At 60.1% G+C, this 25176-nt stretch carries 21 protein-coding genes; 8 read left to right on the top strand and 13 right to left on the bottom strand.

Going from position 1 to position 25176, the window contains the following annotated elements; all coding sequences use genetic code 11:
• Positions 1-51: 51 nt before the first annotated feature.
• Both GGD46_RS22410 and GGD46_RS22415 read right to left on the bottom strand, forming a co-directional pair.
• The gene (locus GGD46_RS22410) at positions 52-3312 is read right to left on the bottom strand and encodes a GH36-type glycosyl hydrolase domain-containing protein (protein WP_184708095.1); all 3261 of its coding nucleotides are present in this window, start codon (positions 3310-3312) and stop codon (positions 52-54) included.
• A 176-nt stretch (positions 3313-3488) separates the two neighbouring features.
• Positions 3489-5957, bottom strand: a complete 2469-nt coding sequence (locus GGD46_RS22415) for a glycoside hydrolase family 2 protein (RefSeq protein WP_184708096.1) — start codon at positions 5955-5957, stop codon at positions 3489-3491.
• A gap of 456 nt (positions 5958-6413) precedes the next feature.
• Between GGD46_RS22415 and GGD46_RS22420 the strand changes: the two genes are divergently transcribed.
• Positions 6414-6845 carry a glyoxalase/bleomycin resistance/extradiol dioxygenase family protein gene (locus GGD46_RS22420; RefSeq protein WP_184708098.1) on the top strand — a complete coding sequence of 144 codons (432 nt, stop codon included), beginning with the start codon at positions 6414-6416 and terminating at the stop codon, positions 6843-6845.
• A gap of 63 nt (positions 6846-6908) precedes the next feature.
• Here the strand turns inward: GGD46_RS22420 and GGD46_RS22425 are convergent, their stop codons facing one another.
• The 5 genes from GGD46_RS22425 to GGD46_RS22445 form a co-directional block, all read right to left on the bottom strand.
• Positions 6909-7739 carry an alpha/beta hydrolase gene (locus GGD46_RS22425; protein ID WP_184708100.1) on the bottom strand — a complete coding sequence of 277 codons (831 nt, stop codon included), beginning with the start codon at positions 7737-7739 and terminating at the stop codon, positions 6909-6911.
• Positions 7740-7892: 153 nt separating this feature from the next.
• Positions 7893-9140 (bottom strand): kynureninase, encoded by a 1248-nt coding sequence (gene kynU / locus GGD46_RS22430; protein ID WP_184708102.1) that lies wholly within the window; start codon positions 9138-9140, stop codon positions 7893-7895.
• A gap of 19 nt (positions 9141-9159) precedes the next feature.
• Positions 9160-10083, bottom strand: a complete 924-nt coding sequence (locus GGD46_RS22435; protein WP_184708300.1) for an ABC transporter permease — start codon at positions 10081-10083, stop codon at positions 9160-9162.
• A 7-nt stretch (positions 10084-10090) separates the two neighbouring features.
• Complete coding sequence (locus tag GGD46_RS22440; RefSeq protein ID WP_184708104.1) at positions 10091-10870, bottom strand: ABC transporter ATP-binding protein; 780 nt, start codon at positions 10868-10870, stop codon at positions 10091-10093.
• 88 nt (positions 10871-10958) lie between these two features.
• Positions 10959-11945 (bottom strand): ABC transporter substrate-binding protein, encoded by a 987-nt coding sequence (locus GGD46_RS22445; RefSeq protein WP_184708106.1) that lies wholly within the window; start codon positions 11943-11945, stop codon positions 10959-10961.
• A 184-nt stretch (positions 11946-12129) separates the two neighbouring features.
• On the opposite strand from GGD46_RS22445, the gene GGD46_RS22450 reads away from it, so the two are divergent.
• Positions 12130-12897: a GntR family transcriptional regulator gene (locus GGD46_RS22450; RefSeq protein WP_184708108.1), complete on the top strand. Its 768-nt coding sequence runs from the start codon at positions 12130-12132 to the stop codon at positions 12895-12897.
• Between the two features lie 479 nt (positions 12898-13376).
• Here the strand turns inward: GGD46_RS22450 and GGD46_RS22455 are convergent, their stop codons facing one another.
• Positions 13377-14585 (bottom strand): TIGR03862 family flavoprotein, encoded by a 1209-nt coding sequence (locus GGD46_RS22455; protein ID WP_184708110.1) that lies wholly within the window; start codon positions 14583-14585, stop codon positions 13377-13379.
• Between the two features lie 257 nt (positions 14586-14842).
• On the opposite strand from GGD46_RS22455, the gene GGD46_RS22460 reads away from it, so the two are divergent.
• From GGD46_RS22460 to GGD46_RS22475, 4 genes are all read left to right on the top strand, one after another.
• Positions 14843-15547, top strand: a complete 705-nt coding sequence (locus GGD46_RS22460; RefSeq protein ID WP_184708112.1) for a TetR/AcrR family transcriptional regulator — start codon at positions 14843-14845, stop codon at positions 15545-15547.
• 129 nt (positions 15548-15676) lie between these two features.
• Entirely contained in the window at positions 15677-16834 is a 1158-nt protein-coding gene (locus tag GGD46_RS22465) for a Gfo/Idh/MocA family protein (RefSeq protein WP_184708114.1), read from the top strand.
• A 12-nt stretch (positions 16835-16846) separates the two neighbouring features.
• Positions 16847-18022 (top strand): dihydrodipicolinate synthase family protein, encoded by a 1176-nt coding sequence (locus GGD46_RS22470; RefSeq protein WP_184708117.1) that lies wholly within the window; start codon positions 16847-16849, stop codon positions 18020-18022.
• A 130-nt stretch (positions 18023-18152) separates the two neighbouring features.
• Positions 18153-18977 carry a sugar phosphate isomerase/epimerase family protein gene (locus tag GGD46_RS22475; protein WP_184708118.1) on the top strand — a complete coding sequence of 275 codons (825 nt, stop codon included), beginning with the start codon at positions 18153-18155 and terminating at the stop codon, positions 18975-18977.
• An 82-nt stretch (positions 18978-19059) separates the two neighbouring features.
• Here GGD46_RS22475 and GGD46_RS22480 read toward each other — a convergent pair whose 3' ends face one another.
• Positions 19060-20166, bottom strand: coding sequence for a branched-chain amino acid ABC transporter substrate-binding protein (locus tag GGD46_RS22480; RefSeq protein ID WP_184708120.1), 1107 nt, complete (start codon positions 20164-20166; stop codon positions 19060-19062).
• Between GGD46_RS22480 and GGD46_RS22485 the strand changes: the two genes are divergently transcribed.
• Together GGD46_RS22485 and GGD46_RS22490 are read left to right on the top strand one after the other, a co-directional pair.
• Positions 20151-20591 carry a hypothetical protein gene (locus tag GGD46_RS22485; RefSeq protein ID WP_184708122.1) on the top strand — a complete coding sequence of 147 codons (441 nt, stop codon included), beginning with the start codon at positions 20151-20153 and terminating at the stop codon, positions 20589-20591. The genes GGD46_RS22480 and GGD46_RS22485 overlap by 16 nt on opposite strands.
• Entirely contained in the window at positions 20578-21402 is an 825-nt protein-coding gene (locus GGD46_RS22490) for an aminoglycoside phosphotransferase family protein (RefSeq protein ID WP_184708302.1), read from the top strand. The genes GGD46_RS22485 and GGD46_RS22490 overlap by 14 nt, the downstream gene beginning before the upstream one ends.
• On the opposite strand, the gene GGD46_RS22495 is transcribed toward GGD46_RS22490, so the two are convergent.
• Genes GGD46_RS22495 through GGD46_RS22510 form a run of 4 tightly spaced genes read right to left on the bottom strand, consistent with a single transcriptional unit; the run spans position 21399 to position 25118 of the window.
• Positions 21399-22781, bottom strand: coding sequence for an FGGY-family carbohydrate kinase (locus GGD46_RS22495; protein ID WP_184708124.1), 1383 nt, complete (start codon positions 22779-22781; stop codon positions 21399-21401). The genes GGD46_RS22490 and GGD46_RS22495 overlap by 4 nt on opposite strands.
• Positions 22778-23104 carry an L-rhamnose mutarotase gene (gene rhaM / locus GGD46_RS22500; RefSeq protein ID WP_184708126.1) on the bottom strand — a complete coding sequence of 109 codons (327 nt, stop codon included), beginning with the start codon at positions 23102-23104 and terminating at the stop codon, positions 22778-22780. Before rhaM ends, GGD46_RS22495 begins: the two co-directional genes overlap by 4 nt.
• Positions 23101-24117, bottom strand: coding sequence for an ABC transporter permease (locus tag GGD46_RS22505; RefSeq protein WP_184708128.1), 1017 nt, complete (start codon positions 24115-24117; stop codon positions 23101-23103). Before GGD46_RS22505 ends, rhaM begins: the two co-directional genes overlap by 4 nt.
• The gene (locus GGD46_RS22510; RefSeq protein ID WP_184708130.1) at positions 24114-25118 is read right to left on the bottom strand and encodes an ABC transporter permease; all 1005 of its coding nucleotides are present in this window, start codon (positions 25116-25118) and stop codon (positions 24114-24116) included. Before GGD46_RS22510 ends, GGD46_RS22505 begins: the two co-directional genes overlap by 4 nt.
• Positions 25119-25176: the final 58 nt, after the last annotated feature.

The raw sequence follows: 25176 nt of genomic DNA on the forward strand, positions 1-25176 counted from the left end.
AAGATATTGAAGAAGGGAGCCGCTCAACGGCTCCCTTCTTTACTGATGATTTCAGGCCTTGAAATCCAGATTGACCTCACAAGCGCCGATCGAGGCGGGGAGGAGCGGTTTGCGGATGCGCTGGCCGAACTGCCGTTTAAAGCCGAAGACATTGCCGATCAGGCTCTTGGTATAGAGGCCGGGGCCGCTGGAATAAGTGCGCCAGCCTCCATCGACGGCTATATCGCCCGCCTTGACGCGAGCCCAGTCCGCAGAGGCGCGATAGCGGTCGTCGAAGGCCGCGTCGCTGCTGCTGAAATAGGTGTTGCGCTGACGCAGCGATGCATGCTCCAGCCTGCCGCTGACGGCGATCGGATTAGCGAGCGCCAGTGCTTCCCACACGGCTTCCGCGTCGTCGTCGAGTGCCAGTGCTTCGCAGTAACGCAAATGCGCATGCACATACATGAGGCCGATTTCGCGGCCGAAGAAGGATGAGGATTCGGCGCGCCGGAACAACTTTTCCGGGCCGCCGGAGTAGGTTGCCGGTTTTTCCATCAAGCGCACGCCATCCGGAAACAGCAGGTTCTCGCGGATGATCTTCATGTGCGCATGACGCTGATCGGGCGTGAACAATCCGCCGATCATGGGTTGGGTCATTGCGATCAGCGAATAGTGCAGTCCCGTCCTTGTATCGTCGGGATGCAGCAGCAGTTCGACGCCGTCATGGCTCGGGTCGAAGACGCCGTAGCCGGCGACGATGCCGTCACGCATCAGCAGCCGGTTGAAATCGGCGCGCATGGCGGCGGCCGTTGCCTGGAGCGACTGTGCCTCCTCGTTGCGGCTGGCAAGCGTCAGGATATTGGCATAGCGCACCAGCTGTTCATACAGCAGCGAAACGGTCCAGCTGCTCACCATCCAGTCGCGCAGGTGCGGATCGGCCGGCTGCAGGCTGTCGTTCCAATCGCCTTCGCCATAGCGAATGAGACTGGTTCCCGGCACGAAGCGGCTGCGCACGGTGTCGAGCAGCTTCTCGACGTGATCGGAGATCGTCGCACGTTCCGAGGTCAATTGTACGGTATCGTCGGCCCGCCACGGAACGGTTTCGGCAAGCAAGGTGATATCGCCGGTGGCCTCGATATAGTCGCACAGTGCCTTCAAAGGCCAGACGACGATGTCGCCATGCGCCTCGCCGGCACGGATATTGGCGTAGGGCTCCAGCATGAACCACTGCGGCCAGTCGCCGCGATCCCGATATTGCTCGGAGAACAGCGTGATGAGGATCTGTCGGACCTCTTCGTCATGCTCATAGGCGAGCAGGAACTCGATCGGCCCCTGGCAGACGTCGCGCGTTCCCCAGGCCGCGCCCGTATATTGCTCCAGCCCATGCGGCACGCTCAGATGCACGATGGCGTCATGCGCGATCCAGGGCACCATGACGGACTGTGCCGCCACATCCCGACCATCGCCTTCGATACGCGCACCGCGCGTCACATGGCTCCAGAAGCGTTGCGCAGGCGCCAGCATCTCGCTGCTCTCCACACCCTTGGCATAACGTGCCGCAAAAGCCTCACCGGCCGCGGCGTCGGCCATCGAACCGGTAACGACAAAGCGGAAGGTCTGCGTGGGATGCGACTTCAGCGCGATGAACGGACCATTGCGCGAGATTCCGTCGCTATACAGCAGCTCGTCGCCGCCGATGGCCTCGAAGGCATCCGGCGTCGACGTGACGAGGTGGTAGGCGGCATTCGGATAGCGATCCCACAGCCAGGAAGGTTGCGGGCGGAAGGAAATCTTCTTTTTGGCCGTATCGATGGCGATATTGGCCACGGCTTCATAGTCGCGTTCGCCAAGGACGATATGGCCGAAGACGAGAAAACGGCAGGCGTTGCCTTCGACGGTGACGCTCCACTGCATGGCCGGATCGTCGCCGGAAGCGATTGCGGACACGGATATGGTGCGGCCAGACAGCCGATAGGTCCAGCTCACGTCGCTGAGGCCCATCTCGAAAGCCGAGGGTACGCCGAGCAGACGCCAGCCTTCGCCGAGGTCCACCAGAATGCGCAAACCGCTCGCCCGCGTCAGATTGTAGGGGTCGCGGGAGACGGAGAAAAGCTTGTGGAAAGAGGTGTTGCCGATGGTCAGCTGCGCGGCGAAAATACCCTGCATCCAACAGGTGGCCGCCAAGGTCTTGTCATCGAGGAGCATGTTCTGCCCGCTGCGGATGATGGATCCGTGGCGGCGAGCCACAAGATGTTCCTTGTCAGCGAGCACGACATGTCTGTTGTGCGCCCCGTCGGGCACAAAGAAGGAAACGAGCCTTCCCTCGACATGCTCCTCAAGCATGCGCTTGGGGTAAAGCGCATCGATCTCGGACTGACCGAGGCTCGCGCTGACGGCAAGAGGCGCGTCCTGGACGAGGCTGCGGGCCGGTTGGGTGGCAGCGATCGTGTTCTTGGACAATGCGCCATGCAATGTCGCGAGGTTGTCGAGGCGGGCAAGATCGGCATCGCTCGAGGCCGTCGGATGATCGGCGACGAACACGCCAAAGAAGGTTGTCGTTGTAGTTGCGGTCGGCGCGAGCGTCAGCGGCTTCGACTGGATCGCCGGGCAGGCAACCTCGTGCTGCTTGCGGATGCTCGGCAAGCTAGTGCCGAAGTTCGGCACCATAACGCCGTCATTGTTTTTCGACGGCACGAGGAGCTGGATTGCATCGGTCGCGTAGGCTGCGGCCCCTTCCAGGCAACCTTGCGCCAGCCATGGACTGCGTCCACCGCCTTGCTTGAGGTTCTGTCTGTTCATGATGACAGGCCCGAAGGCGGCATGGCCGGCAATATGGTGGTCGATATATTGCGAGGCATAGGCCTCGCTGTTCATCAGGAAGCCGCGGTCGCCAAGGCCGACGTCCTGAAGAAGAACAAGATCGGCCTCGAGAGCCGCGCCGGTCGAATTTTCCAGCGACACTTGCCAGAACCATGCCGCTTCACTCGGATGAAGCCGAAGGTTGACCGTGTGCCTGATACCCGCCGTCTCGCCGCTCCAGCAAAAGCCGCTTTCGGCATGACCGAACCGCACCGCAGCCTTCGGCCCGACGATTTCAGCCGTCTTTGGCTTAGCGCCGCCAACGCGCAGATAAAGCCTGCCGATCCCGCCGTAAACGGGCGAGCCGAGCACCTGGCTGATCATGACGCCGCCCTGCTGGTCGGCGAAATCGATTGAGAACAGCGTGCCGTTCGGCAAAACCGAGGCCGAAAGACCGGCGCTATTGCCAAGCGTGAGAAGGCCAAGTTCTTCGCGACGGGGCGTTTGAAAGCTGCGATTGGCGTCGGACGACATAAGCGGTGTCTCGCTGATTCATGGATCGGATAAGGGGCACTAGATCACAAGGCGGCGCCCGATCATAGGAGGCAAATCTTCGTTCACCTGCGCAATCTTTCGTGACGGTTTACATGCGATAGCTGCCCCGATCCGGCGCAAGGCGCCGGAAATTTCAGGAAAAGCCGGTGCCAAGTTCAATGATGCGAAGGCTCTGCAACCTGATTGGCCGTGCGAAGGACGGTCGACAGATCGGCATCGTCGAACGCCTCCCTGGAAACGCCCTTCACCTTGAACGTCCTGCTTTCGCCGGGCGCGAGGGTGACGAGCATATCGTCCACCTCGGCATTCGGGCTGATGCGATCGACGAACAGGCAAAGGTCGCGCAGAAGCGACTGCGCGGTGATGGTCACCGCTATCCCGTCCGGCGTTTCGGCGCTTTCGATGTCGAAGCGCGGCTGCGGATATCGCAGCTTCATATCCTTTTCGAAGAACCACCATGCCTCGGCATCGCCAAGGCGGGCGCGCAGATACTCCCGGCTGGGATCGCCGGGCGTCGCGACATCAGCGGGGATCTCGATGTCAGCATTCTCGAAACGATCGCACAGAACGCGCCAGACATGGTGACGGGCAAGCAGCGTGCCGTTGAAATCGAAGCGTTCAACGGTGAAGGGCACGCGCCAGAACAGGGTTGAATCGTTGACGGCAACCGCAGTCAGACCGTCGCCGCGCGGCTGGATGGTGAGGAGATGCGGTGCATAGCTGTGCTTCAAGGCGTACCAGAGCGGCTTCTTCCGGCCGGCGCCATCGACGGCAGCCCAGGAGGTGACGGGCCAGCAATCGTTGAGTTGCCAGACGATGGTGCCCATGCAGGTTGGCCGGTGCGAGCGCATATGGTCGATGCCGTAGCTGATCGCGCGCGCTTGGTTGAGCTGCGTGACGAAAAGCCAGTCGTCGAATGTTTGTGGATGCGGGAACCAGCCCTCCAATCCCATCAGCAGCTTGTCGTTGCCGGTCGTCGCCTTTTGATGATGCAGAACGCCCGGCGAGGCCGGGGCACGATCTTTCTCGCGCACGGATTGGGCAAGCGTTGCAAAGGTCGGGGGCGCCTGCCAGCCGAATTCGGAGCAGAAGCGCGGGATATAGTTGCGGTAGGTTTCGTAGCCGACCTCATTCCAGACATCCCAGATATGCTTACAGCCATGCTCGTCTACATTCGGCGCGATTTCCATCGATCCTGAATAGGGGCTGCCTGCCCAATAAGGCCGGGTCGGATCAATCTCGGCGACCAATTTCGGCAGGAGATCGAGATAGTAGCCGGCACCCCAGGGTCGGTTGCCGAGCACGTCCTGCCAGCCCCAGTCGAAGTAGCCCCAGATATTCTCATTGTTGCCGTTCCAGATGACCAGCGAGGCATAGGGCATGAGTCTGGTGATCGCCTCGCGCGCCTCCGCCTTGATCTCGCTATAAACCGGCTCTTCTTCGGGATAGGTGGCGCAGGCAAACAGGAAATCCTGCCAGACCATGATGCCGGCGGCATCGCATTCCTCGTAGAAGGTGTCTGTTTCGTAGATGCCGCCACCCCAGACGCGCAGCATGTTCATATTGGCGTCGCGAGCCTGGGCGATCCGTTCGCGGTAGCGCTCGCGGGTCACGCGTGGCAGGAAGCAATCGTCCGGGATCCAGTTCGCGCCGCGGGCAAAGACAGGCACGTCGTTGACGACGAGCGTGAAGGCCGAGCCGATTTCATCCGGCGTCGTGTCGAGCCGCACGGAACGAAATCCGACCCGGCGCTTCCAGCCGTCGAGTGCCGTGGCATCCGAGCCGAGCAATTGCAGCTCGAGATCGTAGAGCGGCTGTCCGCCCATTCCATGAGGCCACCAGACCTGTGGATTGTCGATACGGCACTCGATCAGAGCGTGAGTCTCGCCTTGCGCAACCCGAACCTCCGAACGTTTGCCGCCAACGGACAAGACGAGTGCTACGCTGTCCGTACCTTTCTCCGCCCATTCGATCTCGACATGCAGACGCGCAACGCCCTGACTGCCCTGTAGCGTGATTTCGGGGCGGATGGCACCGAGACGCGCCTTCGACCAGCTTTCGATGACGATCGGTTTCCAAATGCCGGAGGTAACGACAGTTGGACCCCAGTCCCAGCCGAAATTGCAGGCCATTTTGCGGATGAGATTGCTCGGGCCAGGATAGTTTTGCGGGATATCGGCGGCGCTGCCGAGTTGCTTGCGCACCTCTTCCCCATGCTCGTAGGCGGATTGAAAATCAACGATCAGCTCGTTGCGCCCGCTCTTGAGGTTGTCGCCGATGTCGAAGCGGTAGCTGCGATGCATGTTGCGGGTTTCGCCGAGGAGCGTGCCGTTCAGTTCCAGGCGCGCCGCCGTATCAAGGCCGAGGCATGAGAGATCGATGCGTTCGGCACCGTCGCTGTCCCAGTCGAAAGCGAGGCGGTAGCGCCACGCCGAGCGGCCAATCCAATCCTGCGATATCTCGTTGACGTCGAGATAGGGATCGGTGATCAGCTGCGCCGCCATGAGGTCGAGGTGCACGTTGCCGGGGACCGCCGCCGGTATGGCATTGGGCAGTGACGGTGCGGCGGAGGGCGCACGAAGGCGTGAGATGGTCCAGCCGGTGTCGAGCGTCTGTCTTTTCATGTCATATGTCCGTAATGAAATTGATGTCTCAAACAGCCTTTGGCGCAATGAAATCTATGCCGGCTCGTATATGGCGCTGGTGTATCCGTCGCGACATCACGTCGTTCAGCCGACGATCGCTCGCTGAGCGCTTCCCCTCAATGTCAGCGATGCCAAGCACCATCTATCCTCCACTGCCTGAAGACATATTGTCGCTCGACAAAAGCTGTCAAGCCAACCGGCGGGCGATATCGGAGCGAAAGGTCGCAGTGCTCCTGGTATTTTTGGCAGGTGTAGAAAGCGGCGTATGGCACTCACCTCTCCAACGCTTTCAGACGCGGCCATCGCATTGACGACATCATCGCGCCTTCCGAAAATAAAAATGATATGCCCTGTCGGAAAGTTGCTTATGCCAACGTCCTTGGGCTAGCCCATCTCGAGGGGCGATTATCAAATCCAGTTCGCAAGGAGACGAACATGACTGATGCAGCAGACCAGAAGCAATCCTCTCAGCCACGTGTGCCCGTTCGCGGCGGCGTGGTGGCCTATCTGACGGTGGATGGCGCGGTCAAAGCGGCCGATTTCTACAAGCGTGCCTTCGGCGCGGAGGAAGCATTCATGTTTCCGGTCGATGAAAAAGGCCGGACGATGCATATCCATCTCTATATCAACGGCAGCTCGGTCATGCTGGGTGACGCCTATCCTGAGTACGGCCATGCGTTGGAGAAGCCGCAGTCCTTCGTCATGCAGCTGGTGGTCGAAGACTTCGATGCATGGTGGAAGCGAGCCGTCGATGCGGGGCTGGAGGTCGTCGTTGAGCCGCAGGTGATGTTCTGGGGCGATCGCTGGGGTCAGATGCGCGATCCCTTCGGTGTCGTCTGGGCGATGAACGCGCCCGTCGACGCGTAAGAACAAAGTGCCCTCGGTGCGGAATTGTATCGAGGGCATGCTTCGAATACTGTTTCGAGATTTCTATGCTGCAAGTAGGGTCAGCGTCAGCGGATGATCGGCATCCATGAGACCGTCCAATATTGAATAATGATGTTTGTCCGGCTCCACCACCACAGCTGTTGCGGCGCCAAGCCCGACCCAGATATTGGCGAGCAATGCGTTCTGCCGGACAAACTCGGCGCGTTCGGCGCCGCCGACCCAGCAGGTCAAGCGGATGGTGCCGACAGGCTCCAGCAGCGCCGGGCTTTCGGCCCTTGCTTCGGCATCATCGATACGAAGCTCCTTGTTCATGCTGCGCCTCATGATCGGACGCAAATCATGCACGCCTGAGATGGCCAGGACATGACGAATGCGTTTGAGGATCGCCTCGCCAAGTGGTGATGTGGTCGTCATCATGCGTGCCGCCAGTTGGCCGCCGGCCGAGTGTCCCGTCACAATGATGGGGCCGTTGACCATACCGGCCGCTGCCGTGATTGCTGCGCCTATTTCCCGGCCTATCCCACTGATGCTATTTTCCGGGCAAAGCGTGTAGGACGGCATCGCCACCGCATAGCCGGCCACAATCGAGCCCGCTGCCAGATGCGACGAGTAGCTCTTGTCCATCTGCAGCCAGTAGCCGCCATGAACGAAGACGACCAGTCCTTTAGGCTCTCCTTCGGGCAGAAAGAGGTCGAAGCGATTGCGCTCACCGGGACCATAGGCAAGGTCGAGTTTTGCGCGGCCGGCCGCAGCCATGCTGTCTCGGAAGGCCCGAGCCGGCTCAATCCACGCCTCGGGCCATTGGTCGCCATCGACGATGTAGGCGCTGTTGGTATAGGCGCTGTCCCAATCGGTGACCTTGAAATAGCTCATCTGCTGCTCCTTAGAGCCGGATGATTTTAGATCTGCTCGACCTAAAATCTGAATCCGCTCTAAAATCAAAGAAGTAGAGCATGATGTCGCCCGAAAACCGCGCGCACTTTTCGGCATCATGCTCTAGCGGTTTGGCGACCAACATGACGGGGGTCAGGTCACCGCCGAGCGGACGGCAAAACGTTGATCGCGCCAGGACCCACTGCTCAGAATTTCCTCCAGCACTGAGGCTGCCAGCCATACATCGCGATAGCTGACGTAAAGCGGCGTAAAGCCGAAGCGCAGTGTCGAAGGCGCGCGGAAATCACCAATGACGCCGCGCTCGATCAGCGCCTGCATGATCTCATAGCCATTGTTGTGGGTGAAAGAGACCTGGCTGCCGCGCTTCTCGCTGTTCCGTGTGGTATCGAGCACGACGCCGTACTGGCTGCACCTTGCCTCGACGAGTTGGATAAAGAGATCGCTGAGGGCGATGCTTTTCTGGCGCAGCGCGTTCATATCCACGTCGTCCCAAATGGAAAGAGCACCCTTCAGCGCCCTCAGGGACAGAATGGGTTGCGTCCCACACAGGAAGCGCCTGATGCCGGCATCGCCATCAAAACCGCGCTCGAAGGCAAACGGACGGGCATGACCCCACCAGCCACTGAGCGGCTGGACGATCGATTGGTGATGGCGGTGCGCCGCATAGATGAAGGCCGGCGCACCGGGGCCGCCGTTCAGATATTTATAGGAGCAGCCGACGGCGAAATCTGCGTTTGCGCCATCGAGGTCGACTGGTAGAGCACCGGCGCTATGGCAGAGATCCCAGATGACCAGCGCGCCCGATGCCTGGATGCGCTTGGTCAGCGCCGCCATGTCACGCAGCTCGCCGTTCTTGTAGTTGACGTGATTGATGAGGACGACGGCGACACTGTCGTCGATCAGCTCTTCTATCGTCTCGGCATCGCGGCCTTCCAGACGCAGCGTGACGCCAGGACGGGTCGAGGCAACGCCCTCTGCCATGTAGAGATCGGTCGGGAAACTATCGCCTTCGGCAACGATGACGTTGCGGTCCGGCCGCATGGCCAAGGCCGCATGCAGGGTCTTGTAGATGTTGATCGATGTGGAATCGGTCACGACGGTCTGGCCTTCCGCAGCCCCGATCAACCGGCCGATGCGGTCGCCGAGCTCGATCGGCAGATGAAACCATCCGGCGCTGTTCCAGCTACGGATCAGGCCGTTGCCCCATTCTTCCATGGCCGCCTGACGCACTTCGGCGAAAACTTCGTGCGATGCGGCGCCAAGGGAGTTGCCGTCGAGGTAGATGACGCCGGAAGGCAGGGCAAAGCGACTGCGGAAGGCGCGCAACGGATCGGTCTCGTCCATAGCCTCGATGGCTGCGAGATCGGGAAGGCTGTCCATGATACTATGGCCTCTTGATTTATTCGCGAATGGTTTCCCGGGTGGCCGCACCGCCGCGGCTCCGGCGGATGCTGGGCAAGGCCAGCATGATGAGCACGAACAGACCGGTTGCGAGCTTCAAATTCGGCGGTGGCATGCCGGCCGCAAGGCAGAGCGACACGAGCTGATAGTAGATGATTGCCCCGACGAAGGGTGCTAGCAGCTGGCGCAGCACGGTCTGCTTGCCGGTGAAGGCTTCGCCGATCATGAGGGCCGCAAGACCGTTGATCAGGATGCCGATGCCCATATTAACGTCGGCAAAGCCTTGCGACTGCACCATCAATGCGCCGCTGGCGGCGGAGAATGCGCTTGCGATGCCAACACCGCCGATTGTCGCAGCCCACACATTGATGCCCTGCGCCTCTGCCATGTCGGGGTTGGAGCCGACGGCGCGCATCGCCGTACCCTTTTCCGTCTTGAAATAGAGGTTAAGTCCAATCAGCACGACGACGGCAAGCAGGCCGGCAATGACGATCTTGCTCACCGGAAAACCGGGTTCGGTGAACGGCACGACGTCGAAGACGGTCGGCGAGCCGAAGACGGACAGGTTGGATTTGCCCATGATGCCCAGGTTGACGCTGTACAGCATAGTCGACATCAGGATGCCGGCCAGCAGCGTGTGAATGCGGAAGCGAAGGTGAATGAAGGCAGTGCAGCAGCCGGCGGCAAGGCCGACGACGAAGGCAACGGCGATCGCAAGCGGTGGCGAGACACCGGCTGCCAGCAATATGCCGCAGACGCAGCCGCCGAGCGGAAATGCGCCTTCACTGGTCAGGTCCGGAAAACTCAGCATCCGGAATGGGATCATGATCCCAAGGACGACGAAGCTCAGAATAAAGCTCTGGGCCAGCGTGACCGGGATAAGCGAGACGAAGCTCGAAACGGTCGATTGAATGAAATCCATCATGATGTCAGCTCACCAGCAGCATGCGGTCGGTCTTGACGGCGAAATGACCGATGAGTTCCGGCACGGTGATGCGCCGTTTGCCTTCACCTGTAATTTCGAGATGAACACGCCCGGCATCGAGCATGATGATGCTGTCTCCGAAATCGACGGCGTGCTGCATGTTGTGCGTCACCATCAATGTCGTCAGCTTCAGCGCCTCGACAGTGCGCACCGTTGCCTGCATGACGATGTCGGCGGTGCGGGGATCGAGTGCGGCCGTATGCTCGTCGAGCAATAATACGTCGGGCGATCCACCGACCGCCATGATGAGCGACAGCGACTGGCGCTGGCCGCCCGAAAGAAGCTCCACCTTGGTGTCGATACGGTTTTCCAGGCCGAGGCCTAGAACTGCGAGCCGTTCTTTATAAGCGGCGAGGCGGGCTGCGTTCAGGCCCGGGCGAAATCCCCGGCTCTTGCCGCGCAACTCCGCCAGAAGCATGTTTTCGCCGACCGTCATGCTGGCGGCGGTTCCCTTCATCGGATCCTGGAACACGCGGGCAAGGCGCGCGGCGCGCTTGTGCACCGGCATGTTGGTAACGTCGTTGCCGCTGATAAGGACCTGGCCGGAATCGAGATTGAGAGCGCCGGAGATCGCGTTGAGCATGCTGCTCTTGCCCGCGCCATTCGAGCCGATGACGACACCGAATTCGCCTGTTTTGAGGGAGAGCGTCAAGCCATTGAGCGCGACCTTTTCGTCGGGCTGGCCTTTGTAGAAAACCTTGCGCGCGGATTTGATATCCAGCATCCGTGCCTCCCCTGCAGTGTAGGGTTATGAAATGGCGGCGCCTTTGACGCCGCCATGGATCGGATTGATCCCTCGAAAATGCCGCCTATTACTTCGTGAAGCAATTGCAATCGGCAAGCGAAGCAGGCACTTCGGCACCGAATGCCTTCAGGACGGCCTTGTTGATCAGCGGCGCGTGGTCCTTGTAGGCCGGAACGGAGGGCTTGATCGTCTTCGGGTCGGCGCCCTTCAGGATCTGCGCGGCAATCTTGCCGGCATTTTCGCCGACCTGGATGTAGTTGACGGCGAAGCTTGCCGGCACGACACCGTTGCGAACTGCGGCGTCGTCGGAATTGACGATCGGGATCTGTGCCTGGCGAGCGGCGGCGGCAACGGCGGGGATCGCCGGCTGCAGCAGGTTGGAGGCGGGCGTGTAGATCACGTCAGCCTTGCCGGCGAGAGAGGCAATGCGCTGCTGGATGTCGTTAACGTTGTCGACGCCGACAGGCACCACTTCGAGGCCGGCCGCTGGAGCGGCTGCCTTCACCTTATCGATGAGTGCGACGTCGTTGGCTTCGCCCGGATTGTAGGGCACGCCGATGCGCTTGGCATTCGGGAGCAGCTTCTTGGTGAAGGTCAGGATCGCGGAAATGTCCTGCAGGTCGCTCGAACCGGTGATGCCGACATCACCTGAATCCCATGACGGGACGAGCTTGGCGGCGACCGGATCGGTGACCGCGGTGAAGACGATCGGAATGCCGGAGCCGGCAAGCGCCTTCTTGGCGATCTGCGATACCGGCGTCGTGACCGTGTACATCAGCTTCGGATGTTCGGCCTGGAGCTTGGCGATCATCTGCGGCACGAGCGATGCGTCGAAGCTCGTATTGCTTTCGGAATAGACGACATCCTTGCCTTCGACGAAGCCGTTCTCGGCAAGCGCCTTCTTGAAACCAGCGATCGAGGCGTTGAGCTGCGGATGCTCGCCGAAGTTGGCGATTGCGATCTTGATGGGTTCGGCTGACGCTGTGGCGACGCCCGCCATAAATGCACCGGCGACCACGAGGCTGGACAGCCATTTGGACGTAGATTTACGCATATTTCCCTCCCGGATGTGTCAAGGAGCCATGTTCCCTCAGGCTCTCTTGGCGGGGATCATAGCGACTGCTGAACTCCTGTCAATTTGAGATATATGATATGCAGGGCGTGCAGCTTTAATATATATTTTCCCTGTACGGCGATTTTATATATAATCCTGGCCGGGAGACGATGGGGATGAGGGCATGGAAGACAAGGACGCGTTGAGCAAAACGGAGGCGGCCTATGCGCTGTTGCGACGCGATATCCTCAATACGAGGCTGAGGCCCGGCGCGTCCTTGCGGCTCGGGGCCTTGCGAGACAGCTATGGCGTTGGTTGGACGCCGCTTCGTGAGGCACTTTCGCGGCTGGAGGCTGAGAAGCTGGTGACGGCGGTCAGCAATCGTGGCTTTGCCGTCGCACCGGTCTCGCGTGAAGAGTTGGAAGACCTGATGCGCGCGCGCATGATCGTCGAGTTGCCGTTGCTCATGGAATCGATCGAAAGGGGCGGCCCGGATTGGGAATCGGCTGTCGTCACGGCGCACTACCGCCTGTCGCGCTGCAAGATCGTGCCGGATGACGCATCCGACGAGATGGCCGATGATTGGGACGAGAAACACACGGCCTTTCACGCCGCGCTCGTCAGCGCGGCAACATCGAACTGGCTCCTCCGTTTTCAGGCCACCATCAGCGACCAGCTCCGCCGCCATCACCGTTTCCTCGGTCTCGCGCCGACGCAGCGTGCTGCCGCCGGCCTGACGATCGGCTATGAAAAGGCGGCAGCGGCCCTGCAGGATGCCATGGCGATCGAGCATCATACGGCGCTGATGGAGGCTGCACTCGACCGCGATCTCGACCGTGCCAAGGTGCTGATGACCGAGCACATTGGCTACACGCTGCAAGTCTATATTCGCTCGGAGGACGATGATGCAGGACGCGGAGCTTCAGAGTTGCGCGCGAGCGGTCGATCGTAGACTTGCAGAGTCTTGTCTTTGACTGACTGAGCCATCTCGATAAGGTTTAAACCTTGGTGACCCTGTTCAATGCAGTCTCAATCACTGCATACATTTCGGCATCTCGGTTGCGCCGACGTTGCAGATATACCGCGTGCCTTTGAGCGAATGCTTCCACATCGCCGATTTCCGCTGGATAGGGTTCACCAACGCTTTCAAACAGGAAACCGTGACGAACTAGGCTCTCAGCCTTTTGCCACTGTTTAACGTCCGACTGTTTAGGAGCTTTAAATTTTCGACTAAGTCCGATGCTGGGGCCAGCACAGTGAGGGCAAGCCAAAACTGCTTCAGGTCTTGAGGCGCGCCGAAAACTTTTTCGGCACGGGAAGCACGCATAAGGATGAAGATATCGGGGCGAACGCTTTCGTCGCTTATCATGTTCATTCCCAACGGGCCTTTATTTCCAACATGGCCTAATAAAGCGGCTCATGCCCGTACCCTCAACGCTTGAGCCAAGCTTCCATGCCCTCGGCCGCCGCGCGCCCGGTAGCAAAGCAGGCCGTCAGAAGATAGCCGCCCGTCGGCGCTTCCCAATCGATCATCTCTCCGGCCACGAAAATACCGGGAAGCTTCCTCACCATATAATTGTCGTCGAGCTCGCTCCAGCGGATGCCGCCGGCCGACGAGATGGCCTCGACAATGGGCCTTGGTCTCAGCAAAGGAATGGGCAAGGCCTTGATCAAGCGAGCAAGATCTTCCGGTTGCGAAAGGGCAGGTGGCCCGGCAAGCTCGCGAACAAGGCCAGCCTTCACGCCTTCTATTCCGGCAGCCTTGCGCAGGCGGTTGGACAGGCTGGCTTTCGGATCTTGCCGCGCCAGATCGCGAGCCAGCCGTTCAGTCGCGCGGCCGGGCGCCAGATCGATGATCAATGCGGCACTGTTTTCATTGACCAGCCGGTCGCGGAGTGCGGCGGCATGTGCGTAGACGAGGCTGCCCTCTATACCCGTTTTTGAAATGACGAATTCGCCGGGAAATGTTCCAGCTTCCGAGGTCGCCGTGACGGCCTTCAGCGGTGCACCGGCGAAACGGTCTCGGAATGGTGCACTCCAGGCAACCTCAAAGCCGCAATTGGCGGGTTGAAAGGGAGCGATGTCGATCTTCCGGTTGCCAAGCCAGTCGACCCATGCCGCGTCCGAACCCAATCGAGGATAGCTGGCTCCGCCGAGCGCGAGCAGGACGGCGTCATATTCGACAAAGCTCTGGCCTTGCGGCGTCTCGAACACCAGTCGCTCATCGGCGAAGCCGGACCAGCGGTGCCGCGTCAGGATGCTTACGCCCCGTGCCTCCAGCCGAGCGAGCCAGGCGCGCAACAGCGGCGATGCCTTCATCACCCTCGGAAAAACACGTCCGCTCGACCCGATGAAGGTTTCCGTTCCCAGTTCCTCGGCCCAGTCTCGGATATCGCTTGGCTTGAAGCCATCCAGAGCGGGGCGCAGCCGCTGTGATGCCGCGCCAAAGCGATCGGCAAAGAGTGCGAAATCTTCCGAATGGGTGATGTTCAGTCCGGATTTGCCTGCCAGCAGGAACTTGCGCGCGACGGACGGCATGCTGTCGTAAACGGTGACGCGATGGCCGGATGAAGACAAGACTTCTGCCGCCATGAGCCCGGCGGGGCCTCCGCCGATGATTGCGATATGCTTCTCAGCCATGAACTATCCGATGTCCGTTCCTATACGTTCTCTATGGCTGGCCCGGCAGCGAAAGCAAGATCGTCGTTTTCATTTCTCAACGAAATCCGTGCCCCACCGGATCGTGAGCCGGATAGATATCCACGTTTCAATCGATATAACTGTCTAGTTACTACGGCTGTCAAATGGCGAGGGACTGTCAACTTGTGCGATGATCGGTTACTTATCGGCGACAGGAAGGGTCGTCGAGGCCTTCAGAGACGTCGCCAGGAGCCATGATGCCGGAAGCCAGAACTGTAAAGCGCCGCACGAAGAGCGAGGATTCTGCAAAGGCGGATCAGGCATCGACCAGTTCGTCGGAACGGCCCCGTCTCAGGGATGCGGAGCGCACCAGCAAGGCCATCCTTGCGGCAGCAACGAAGGAATTTGCAGAGCGCGGTTATGGCGGCGCTCGCGTCGATGCCATTGCGGAGCGCGCCAAGATCAACAAGCGCATGCTCTATCATTATTTCGGCGGCAAGGATGCGCTCTATGTTGCCGTTCTGGAAGGCAGCTACATCGCCATCCGCTCGGCTGAGGCACGGCTCGATCTGTCCCATCGCTCGCCTGCCGACGGTATGCGGGAGCTTGTCGTCTTCACCTGGCAATATTTTTTGGATCACCCTGAATTCCTTGGTATTCTCAGCACTGAGAACATGCATAAGGCCCGCTTCCTCAAACGGTCGGCACGCATTTTCGAATTGCACTCGCCGTTGGTTTCCGAGATTTCCGGCTTGCTTGATCGAGGTGCTGCCGCTGGCGACTTCCGTCCTGACTGTGATCCCGTCAAGATCTATATGAGCATCGCAGCGCTCGGCTCCTTCTTTCTGACGAACCGCTGGACGCTTTCGACGATCTTCCGGCGCAACCTTTCCGACAAAGCCGAGATCGATGCCTGGGGCGAGCATATCGTCGACGTCATCTTCGCCTATCTGCGCCCCTAAGCGCCCTTTCGCTACGAGCCTGATATCTCCGCCGATCTGCACTGCGGCCATTGACCTAGGCCGTTGACAGCACCGCTTCGCCATGTCAGTTATGTAACTATATAGTTATTTACGGGAGGAATGACTCTAATGGCGACGAAGTCGATCGGTATCATCATGCACGGTATTACCGGCCGCATGGGCTACAATCAGCATCTGGTGCGTTCGATCCTGGCGATCCGCGAGCAGGGTGGGGTACAGTTGGCAAACGGCGATCGGCTGATGCCCGAGCCGGTACTTGTCGGCCGCAACGCCGAAAAGATCGAGGCGATTGCGCGCAAGCACGGTCTTTCCAAGACGACGACCGATCTCGACGCCGCTCTTGCCGATCCCAACAACACGATCTTCTTCGATGCCGGTTCGACGCAGATGCGCGTCGAGCTGCTTGAGCGGGCAATCGCGGCCGGCAAGCACGTCTATTGCGAGAAGCCGATTTCCGAAACGCTGGAAGAGGCGCTCTCAGTTGCCGCTTCCGCCGAACGCCGCGGCGTCAAGAACGGCGTGGTGCAGGACAAGCTGTTCCTGCCGGGTCTACGCAAGATCGCGATGCTGCGCGACAGCGGCTTCTTCGGCAAGATCCTCTCGGTGCGCGGCGAATTCGGCTACTGGGTCTTTGAAGGCGATTGGGGCGTGAAGGCGCAGCGTCCCTCCTGGAACTATCGGAGACAAGAGGGCGGCGGCATGATCCTCGATATGCTCCCGCACTGGCGCTATGTGCTCGATAATCTGTTCGGCGAGGTCCAGTCTGTCAGCTGCCTCGGCGCGACCCATATCCCAAGCCGCGTCGATGAGAACGGTAAGACCTATGTCGCGGATGCCGACGATGCCGCCTATGCTACCTTCGAGCTCGAAGGCGGCGTTATCGCCCATATCAATTCCTCGTGGGCCGTTCGCGTGCGTCGCGACGATCTCGTCACCTTCCAGGTTGACGGCACGCATGGTTCGGCCGTCTGCGGCCTGATGCGTTGCTGGACCCAGCATCGCGTCAATACACCGAAGCCGGTCTGGAACCCCGATCAGCCGCAACCGATCAACTTCTTCGACACCTGGGACGAGGTGCCGGACACGCAGGTTTTCGACAACGGCTTCAAGGCGCAGTGGGAGCAGTTCCTGTGCCATGTCGCCGAGGATGCGCCGTGGAAGTTCACGCTTCGCGAAGGCGCCAAGGGCGTGCAGCTGGCGGAACTGGCGCAGCAGAGCTGGGCCGAGCGCCGCTGGGTGGATGTACCAGCACTTTCTGCTCTCTGAGGGGTCGATATCATGACAAGAAGCCTTCGCTTGCCAATGGCCGGCGGCACGCTTGCCGATTTCGCGCTCACCAATACGCCGGTGAGCGCTCCAATTAAGCCAGCGGGCGGTCATCGCTTCAATCGTGTCGCCTATGCCGCAGCTCACGTTGTCGTGGATCCCTTCGCAGACAATGATCCCTGGCTTGACCGCAATATCGACTGGGAACGTACGATCGCATTTCGCGAATATCTCTGGGATCTCGGTCTCGGCGTCGCGGAGGCCATGGATACGGCGCAGCGTGGCATGGGGCTCGACTGGGCTGGCGCCAAGGAGCTGATCGCCCATGCGCAATCGGCGGCGCGTGGCCGACCGGATGCGTTGATCGCCTATGGCGCCGGCACGGACCATTTGCCGCCAGGGCCTGATGTCACGATCGACGATGTCATTCGCGCCTATGAGGAGCAGGTTGCCTATGTCGAGGGGCAGGGTGGTCGCATCATCCTGATGGCAAGCCGGGCGCTTGCTGCCGCCGCCAAAGGCCCGGACGATTATGCCCGCGTCTACGACCGCATTCTCCGGCAGGTCAGGGAGCCGGTGATGATCCACTGGCTCGGCTCGATGTTCGATCCGGCGCTTGCCGGCTATTGGGGATCGAGTGATGATATGCAGGCGATGGAAACAGCCGTCGCGATCATCAATCGGAACGCCGCCAAGGTCGATGGCGTCAAGATCTCGCTGCTGTCGGCCGAGAAGGAAATCGTCATGCGCCGCCGGCTCGATCCGTCGGTGAAGATGTATACGGGTGACGATTTCAACTATGCCGAACTGATCGCTGGTGACGATCAAGGCTATTCGCACGCGCTACTCGGCATCTTCGACGCGATCGCGCCTGCCGCAAGTGCGGCGTTGGCGAAACTTGCAGAGAACGATCTCGATGCGTTTCATCAGATTTTGGCGCCAACCGTTCCGTTGTCGCGTCACATCTTCAAGGCGCCGACACGCTTCTACAAGACCGGCGTCGTCTTCCTGGCCTATCTCAATGGCTTCCAGGACCATTTCCAGATGCTCGGCGGCCAGCAGAGCACGCGCTCTATCCTGCATCTCTCCGAGCTTTTTCAGCTGGCGGATGCGGCCCGTGTTTTGCGCGATCCGGATCTGGCGGTGCGTCGGATGAAAACCATCCTCGCCACCGTCGGCGTCGAATAGCGGACTCAGCATCGGCCCGAAAATCGGACACGATTTTCGGAAAGCCTGATGCGTAGATTCAAGGAGATGGAGCGTCCTTGTGCTTCCAAAAGGAAGCACGACGCTCCGGGGATCGGGGAGGAGCATCACAATGACAGTCGAGGGACTATCCATCAATCTGGCGACGGTGCGCCAGCAGTATGATATGCGCCAGGCGGTCGACGCCTGTCTGAAGCAGGACATCGTCGCGATCGCGCCCTGGCGCGATCAGGTTCACAAGATCGGTCTTTCCGAAGCTGCCAGGATTGTTGCAGACAACAAGCTCAAGGTCACCGGGCTTTGCCGAGGCGGCATGTTTCCGGCTGTTGACGCCGAGGGCAGAGCGGCGGCAATTGACGACAACAAGCGGGCGATCGACGAAGCGGCGGCGCTGAATGCTGATTGCCTCGTTCTCGTGGTGGGTGGTCTTCCGGCAGGATCGAGAGACATCGCTCACGCCCGTGAGATGGTGGCCGACGGTATCGCAGCAATCCTGCCCCATGCCCGCAGCTCCGGCATTCCGCTCGCGATCGAGCCGCTACACCCGATGTATGCCGCCGACCGTGCCTGTGTGAACACGCTCGAACAGGCGCTCGACATCTGTGACCTCCTGGGCGACGGCATCGGTGTTGCGATCGACGTCTATCATGTCTGGTGGGATCCGAAGCTTCATCAGCAGATTGCTCGCGCCGGTGCCGATGGCCGGATCCTCGCGCATCATATCTGTGACTGGCTCGTGCCGACGACGGACCTGCTTCTTGACCGCGGCATGATGGGCGACGGCGTCATCGACCTCAAGGGCATTCGTGCCGAGATCGAGAAGGCGGGTTTTTTCGGGCTGCAGGAAGTCGAAATCTTCTCCCAGAACAACTGGTGGACGCGACCGGGAGAAGAGGTTTTGTCCACCTGTGTCGACCGTTTCCGCAGCGTTTGCTGACACAGGACTGCCCGGAACGAACCATCAAAAAAAGCCGGGCCACAAATGGCCCGGCTTAATTGCAAAGCGTTGATGTAACGGCTTATTCGGCCGAAACGATCTTGCCGTCTTCCCACTTGAAGAGCGAGAAGCTCTGCGAAGTCAGGTCGCCGGCTTCGCCATAGGTAACCTTGCCGATGGCGGTATCGATGGCTTCGCCCTTCTTCAGTGCGGTGGCGACTGCGTCGGCGCTGTCAGCTTTGCCAGCCTTCTCGATGCCAGCCTTCAGTACCTGTACGGCGGCATAGGCGTTGAGCGTGAAGGCTTCCGCCGGGATGTTGCGTGCCTTGAGGGCGGCAACTGCGTCCTTCGAATCCGGATTTTTCAGCGCGTCCGAGGCGTTGGTGAAGATCGTGCCGGCAGCCGAGCTGTTGGCGATTGCCCAGTACTCTGTGTTGGAGAGGCCGTCGCCGCCGATGATCTGTGCCTTGACGGATATGTCATGCAGCTGGCGGGCAAGGAGGCCGGCTTCCGGATGATAGCCGCCGAAGTAGATGACTTCGACACCAGCCTGCTTCAGCTTCGCTGTCAGGGCGCTGTAGTCCTTTTCACCGGGGGTAAGAGAGTCGTCGACCACTTCGGTCACACCGCCCTTATTGAGGGTGTCCTTGAAGGCTTTCGACAGGCCCTTACCATAGGCGCCCTTGTCGTCAAGGATGGCGATTTTCTTGCCCTTGAGGTTCTTCACGACGTAGTTGGCAGCAACAGTCGCCTGCTGGTCGTCGCGGCCGCAGGTGCGCAGGATGTTGGTCAGACCGCGATTGGTCAGATCCGGAGCCGTTGCAGTCGGCGTGACCATCAGGATGCCGTTTTCGGCGAGCGCATCGGAAACCGGGATGGCAACGCCCGACGTAACCGGGCCGACGACGAAGTGGATGCTGTCGCCGACGAAGCCGTTAGCGACGGAAACACCCTGCTTCGGGTCGCCGGCATCGTCGCCGAGCTTCAGAACGAGCTTCTGGCCGAGAACGCCGCCGCTCTTGTTGATTTCGTCGACGGCGGTCTGTGCGCCATTCTTGACCTGCTCGCCGTAAGCGGCGACCGGACCGGTCAGCGGCGCGATAAGGCCGATCGTGATATCTGCATGTGCGAGAGGTGCGAAGGCCAGCGAAGCGACGAAGGTCGCGGCCGTCAATGTCTTCAGACTCATATTATCTCTCCTTGGATGGGCGCGGCAGCACCCTTGTAACCCCCCTAGCCCGTCTTGAAGCGCAAACTGCCGTAGGACGCTTTCTTGAAGAAGACAGGACTGGCATCGAAGCCGATGATTGCCTTCGGCCATTTTTGACCTCGAAAGCGCTCATAAGAGTATTTTCTGTAGAAATGTTGCGACGATTCCGCAAGAAAATAACCGTCGCGGCAGCAATTTTGACGATTTTTCGTGTCGTTTTGACGAGGGATGGTTGTTGTATCCTGCTCGTCAACACCTACCTGAAACATCGATGGCGTATGGCGGGTCGAAGGACCGAGACGGTCGCCCCGGAACCGGAAAAAATTGCGACGCCGATCGGAACCGGAAATGCCGAACGACCTGATCCGCGAGGAGGAGCCGGATATCCGTATGACCGAAAATGATGCTGCGAAAGCCTATCTTGACCTTTGGAGCCTCTCTCTTGATGGCGAGCCGATCGTGACGCATTCGAGCAGGCTTTTCCCGGTGCGGCGAAATGGCAAGACGGCCATGCTCAAGTTTGCGGTCGCGCCCGAGGAGAAATTGGGTGCGGCGCTCATGGTCTGGTGGAACGGTGTCGGCGCCGCGCATGTTCTCGAACATCAGGGCGATGCGATCCTGCTCGAGCGCGCAACCGGCGAACGGTCTCTGATCGACATGGCCAGAAATGGCGGAGATGACGAGGCAAGCCGTATCATCTGCCGGGCCGTCGCAGGCCTTCACGCCCCGCGCGGGTCGCTTTTGCCGTCGCTGATCCCGCTGGCACATCGTTTTCGTTCGCTCGAAGAAGCGGCCAACCGCGAGGGCGGTGCCTTCGCGCGATCCGCAGCCATCGCCCGTGCGCTGCTGGCAGAGCCTCGCGATATCGTTACGCTGCACGGCGATGTTCATCACGGCAATTTTCTGGACTTCGCAGAGCGCGGCTGGCTCGCGATCGATCCGAAGGGCCTCGTTGGTGAGCGTGGCTTTGACTATGCCAACCTCTTCTGCAACCCGGACCATGCGGTCGCCACCACGCCTGGCCGTCTCGCGCGCCAGGTCGACGTCGTCACCGATGCAGCGCGGCTCGAACGTCGACGCCTGCTGCAGTGGATTGTTGCCTGGGCAGGTCTTTCGGCGGCATGGTTGATCGAGGATGGCGCGGACGAGCATATCAGGCCGACCTTGCAGGTCGCCGATATTGCTGCTGCGGAACTTGACAGCATTGCTGTTTAATTGCTCAGAGCATCGTGCCAGGCTTGCCGGTAACGCTCCAAGCCGCGAAGTTCGGCGCGGATCGGCGCATTCTCCGCCGATGCAGAGGGGCGGATACCCGTCAAAAGGGCAGCTCCCTGGCTGGTTCCTGTCGAACCCGGCAAGGCAATGACCTCCCTTGTCGTGACCGCGGAGAGGGCGGTGAGATAGGCGCGATTGAAGGCAAAGGGACCTTCGACGAAGATTGGCCCTTTTGCGCCAATCAAAGCGAGGCAGGCTTCTGTCATCAGCGCAAGGTAGAGACTGACGGCGGCAAGCTGCTCTGCCTGATCCGTCGCGTCGCCGATCCAGCATCTGGTCCTGCCCGGAAAGGGGCCGGATCCTTCGACCACATTGGGCAGCAGCATGAGGCCTTTTTCGATCACCCTTTCAAGCGCAACCTCGATGGTATCGGCTGGCGCCGTGCCGATCTCTGCCGCCAGGATCTCGAACTCGCGGCCGCCCATGAAACGAGCCGACGGCACAGCGCGGCCATAGGCATCGACATTGGCAAGTATGTCGCGTTTGGGATCGAGATGTTCGAGATCGCCGCCGACCGCGAAACTGATCACCCATGTTCCCGTCGACACGACGGCGAAAGGTGCTTCGTTTTCGATCAGATGCGGTAGCAGCGATGCGTTGGAATCGTGAATGCCGCAATAGACTGGAACCGGCTCCGCAAGGCCGATTTGCCCGGCAAGTTGAGGCAGGATTGGCCCGAGAGCGTCGAATGCTGAGCGTACCGGCGCCATCAGTGCACGAATGCCTAGCCTGGCGACGAGGGATGAATAGTCTCCGCTCGTCGGATTCCAGAGGTCGGTATGGCATCCGAGCGAGGTCATCTCGTTGGCGGCAGTGCCGGTCAGGCGAAAGGCCCAGTATTGCGGATAGGTCAGGATGGTTGCTACGCGCGCGAATTCCTCGGGAAATGCGTTTTTCTGGAAGTGGATCTGCGCTCCGACATTCAGGCCGCCGGAGAGGCTTGGCGAGAAGGTTTCCGTAAAAGCCGGTCGAAACTCGCCATAGGCCTGCCGAATGGGATGCGGGTAGGTGTATTCATAGTCAAGAACCGGCAGTGCGAGATTGCCATCGGCGTCGAGGAGCGCCATCGACGCGCCATGCGTCGTGATGGAGATCGCATCGAAGCCGGGAACAGTTGCAAAACCCTTCAGGGCTTCGATGATAAAGGACCATAGCCGTTCGATATCATAGTGCGGATAGAGGCCGGTCTTCACGACGCTGTTGCTGGTTTTGACACCAGCGATTTCGCTGCCCGTTTCGGCCTCCAGCACGACAACCTTGGCATTGGTCTTGCCGATGTCGATCACGGCGATACGCCGGTAGGCTTTCGTGTCGGTCATGGCAGATGGAAGACCGTGACGAGATCGCTCTGGACGGGCGAATTATCGGGATTGGTCGCCATGATGTCGGCCATGTGTGCCCACCATTTCTTCATGACAGGATGCTCCGGCAGGCTCGCCATGGTGTGATCCTTTGGCCGTGTCAGCACGCCGAAAAGCGTGTTCGTCTCGCGGTCGAGATGGATGGAATAGTCGCTCGCTCCCGCCTGATGCAGCAATTCGATCAGCTCGGGCCAGATTTCGTCGTGGCGTCTTCTATACTCCGCTTCCATGCCCGGATTGAGCGTCATCTTGAAGGCGTGGCGTTCGAGAGCTGATGTCATTTGGAGCTCATGGTCCTGATGCGCCGGGCAACGATCGGCAGCGCGATGGTGATGATGAGGAGAAGGCCGATGAAGATCGACATGACGATGCCCGGCACGTTGAGCAGGCCGAGGCCGAAGGTGACAAGGCCCATTACGAAGGCGGCGATGACGACCCCACCGATCGTACCTGAGCCGCCGAGGATCGACACGCCACCAAGCACAACCATCGTCACCACCTCCAGCTCCCAGCCAAGCGCGATCGAGGGGCGAGTCGATCCAAGGCGCGAGGTGAGGCAGATGGCGGCGATGCCACTCATGATGCCCGTCAGAAGAAACAGGATGAACTTCACCCGCTCGACCGGAATTCCGGAGAAGCGCGCGGCGAAATCATTGTTGCCGATCGTATAAACCTGCCGGCCGAAATTCGTCGCATGCAGCAGGATTGCAAAAGCGATCGCAAGTACAATGAACAGCACGAATTCGAAGGAGAAGACCCAGACAACATAGCCTTGGCCGAAATAGGCGAAGCTATCGGGGTAGTTGCCATAGGCCTGATCGCCGAGCACGATATAGGAAATGCCGCGAAACAGGCTCATCGTGCCGATGGTGACGACGATCGACGGCAGCTTCATCACGGAAACCAGGAAGCCGTTGAAGATGCCGCAGACGAGGCCAACGCCGAGACCGATCGCGACAAGGCCTGATGTGCCGACGCCCAATTGAGCCGCTGCCCCCATCGCCGTCGAGGCAAGCGCAATGATGGCTGCGACCGAGAGGTCGATTTCACCTGATATGACGAGCAGTGCCATGGCAAAGGCGATCATCGCCTTTTCGGTGAAGTTGAAGGTGGCGTCCGAAAGGTTGAAGGGATCGAGGAAATAGGGCGAGGCCAGCGAATTGAAGATGAAGATCGCGACCGCAACCCCGAAGAGCAGCGTTTCCCAGCTCGACAAGATGCGTTTGAAAGGAGTGCCGAGGCGATCCGGAATGGCGCGCTTTTCCGCCGTTGCTGCTTGCAAACCGTTGCTCATGCGATTGCTCCCTCACTGGCGGTGTCTTTTGCGGCCTGATCCCGGAGGATGATGCGGCCGCGGTTGCGTTCGCGGCGGGCGTTGAAGACGACGGCAAGGATGATGACGGTGCCCGATATTGCCATCTGCGTGAACGGCGAGATACCGATGACCGGGAGCGCATTCTTGATGACGCCGAGGAAGAGCGCGCCCAACACTGCGCCGGCGACTGAACCGACGCCGCCTGCGATCGAAATGCCGCCGATGACGCAGGCCGCCACGCTATCGAGCTCGAAACCGTTGGCGATATCGACATAGGCGACGGCATAGCGCGACACCCACAGATAGCCGCTCAACCCGGCGAGTGCGCCGGAGAGAACGAAGGCGAGGAAGCGGGTCCAGCCAACATCGATGCCGGCATAGATCGCCGCGACCGGATTGCCGCCGCTCGCATAGGCCGAGCGGCCGAACTGGGTATGGCGCAGCACCAGATACATCATCAGCATGATCGCGATGCCGATCCAGGCAAGCACCGGCAGCCCAAGAAGCGGCGTGCGCGGTACGTTGAGGAAGATCGGTGTGAACTGATGCGCATTGACCCATGCGCCGCCCGACAACACGAAGGCCATGCCGCGATAGATTGTCAGGGTACCGAGTGTGACGACAATCGGCGGGATTTCCAGTGCCCAGACGAGATAGCCATTGATGGCGCCAAGAACGGCGCCCATCAGGATTGCCATCACGATCAATGCGGCCAGCGGGACATCGGGATAGGCTGCATTCAGCATCGCAACCGCCATCCCCGTCAGCGCCAGGTTGGCGGCGACGGACAGGTCGATCGATTTCGTGAGGATCACCGTCATTTGGGCGAGGGCCAGGATGATGAGGATCGACGTGTCGTTGAAGATATTGGCGAGATTGGCGGGTTCGGCAAAGCCGGCCGCGCGCGTGGCGAAGCCGGCGATCATCACGGCGATGATGATGGCGAGCAATGTTTCGCGCTTTTTGAGGATGCGTGGCATCCTGTCCTCCCTTGAGCATTATGCAGCCGGATGGCTTCACCTGGCGTCGCATAAATGC

The sequence above is a fragment of the Martinezella lusitana genome (assembly GCF_014207095.1).
Taxonomy (GTDB): Bacteria; Pseudomonadota; Alphaproteobacteria; order Rhizobiales; family Rhizobiaceae; genus Rhizobium; species Rhizobium lusitanum_B.

Excerpts from the sequence above, each read along its gene's own strand:
- GGD46_RS22415 (WP_184708096.1), bottom strand. The coding sequence starts at position 5,957 with ATGAAAAGACAGACGCTCGACACCGGCTGGACCATCTCACGCCTTCGT.
- GGD46_RS22450 (WP_184708108.1), top strand. The coding sequence starts at position 12,130 with ATGGAAGACAAGGACGCGTTGAGCAAAACGGAGGCGGCCTATGCGCTG.
- rhaM (WP_184708126.1), bottom strand. The coding sequence starts at position 23,104 with ATGACATCAGCTCTCGAACGCCACGCCTTCAAGATGACGCTCAATCCG.
- GGD46_RS22465 (WP_184708114.1), top strand. The coding sequence starts at position 15,677 with ATGGCGACGAAGTCGATCGGTATCATCATGCACGGTATTACCGGCCGC.
- GGD46_RS22410 (WP_184708095.1), bottom strand. The coding sequence starts at position 3,312 with ATGTCGTCCGACGCCAATCGCAGCTTTCAAACGCCCCGTCGCGAAGAA.
- GGD46_RS22490 (WP_184708302.1), top strand. The coding sequence starts at position 20,578 with ATGACCGAAAATGATGCTGCGAAAGCCTATCTTGACCTTTGGAGCCTC.
- GGD46_RS22475 (WP_184708118.1), top strand. The coding sequence starts at position 18,153 with ATGACAGTCGAGGGACTATCCATCAATCTGGCGACGGTGCGCCAGCAG.
- GGD46_RS22440 (WP_184708104.1), bottom strand. The coding sequence starts at position 10,870 with ATGCTGGATATCAAATCCGCGCGCAAGGTTTTCTACAAAGGCCAGCCC.
- GGD46_RS22495 (WP_184708124.1), bottom strand. The coding sequence starts at position 22,781 with ATGACCGACACGAAAGCCTACCGGCGTATCGCCGTGATCGACATCGGC.
- GGD46_RS22425 (WP_184708100.1), bottom strand. The coding sequence starts at position 7,739 with ATGAGCTATTTCAAGGTCACCGATTGGGACAGCGCCTATACCAACAGC.
- GGD46_RS22445 (WP_184708106.1), bottom strand. The coding sequence starts at position 11,945 with ATGCGTAAATCTACGTCCAAATGGCTGTCCAGCCTCGTGGTCGCCGGT.
- GGD46_RS22480 (WP_184708120.1), bottom strand. The coding sequence starts at position 20,166 with ATGAGTCTGAAGACATTGACGGCCGCGACCTTCGTCGCTTCGCTGGCC.
- GGD46_RS22505 (WP_184708128.1), bottom strand. The coding sequence starts at position 24,117 with ATGAGCAACGGTTTGCAAGCAGCAACGGCGGAAAAGCGCGCCATTCCG.
- GGD46_RS22455 (WP_184708110.1), bottom strand. The coding sequence starts at position 14,585 with ATGGCTGAGAAGCATATCGCAATCATCGGCGGAGGCCCCGCCGGGCTC.
- GGD46_RS22435 (WP_184708300.1), bottom strand. The coding sequence starts at position 10,083 with ATGGATTTCATTCAATCGACCGTTTCGAGCTTCGTCTCGCTTATCCCG.
- GGD46_RS22470 (WP_184708117.1), top strand. The coding sequence starts at position 16,847 with ATGACAAGAAGCCTTCGCTTGCCAATGGCCGGCGGCACGCTTGCCGAT.
- GGD46_RS22420 (WP_184708098.1), top strand. The coding sequence starts at position 6,414 with ATGACTGATGCAGCAGACCAGAAGCAATCCTCTCAGCCACGTGTGCCC.
- GGD46_RS22460 (WP_184708112.1), top strand. The coding sequence starts at position 14,843 with ATGCCGGAAGCCAGAACTGTAAAGCGCCGCACGAAGAGCGAGGATTCT.
- GGD46_RS22485 (WP_184708122.1), top strand. The coding sequence starts at position 20,151 with ATGTCTTCAGACTCATATTATCTCTCCTTGGATGGGCGCGGCAGCACC.
- kynU (WP_184708102.1), bottom strand. The coding sequence starts at position 9,140 with ATGGACAGCCTTCCCGATCTCGCAGCCATCGAGGCTATGGACGAGACC.
- GGD46_RS22510 (WP_184708130.1), bottom strand. The coding sequence starts at position 25,118 with ATGCCACGCATCCTCAAAAAGCGCGAAACATTGCTCGCCATCATCATC.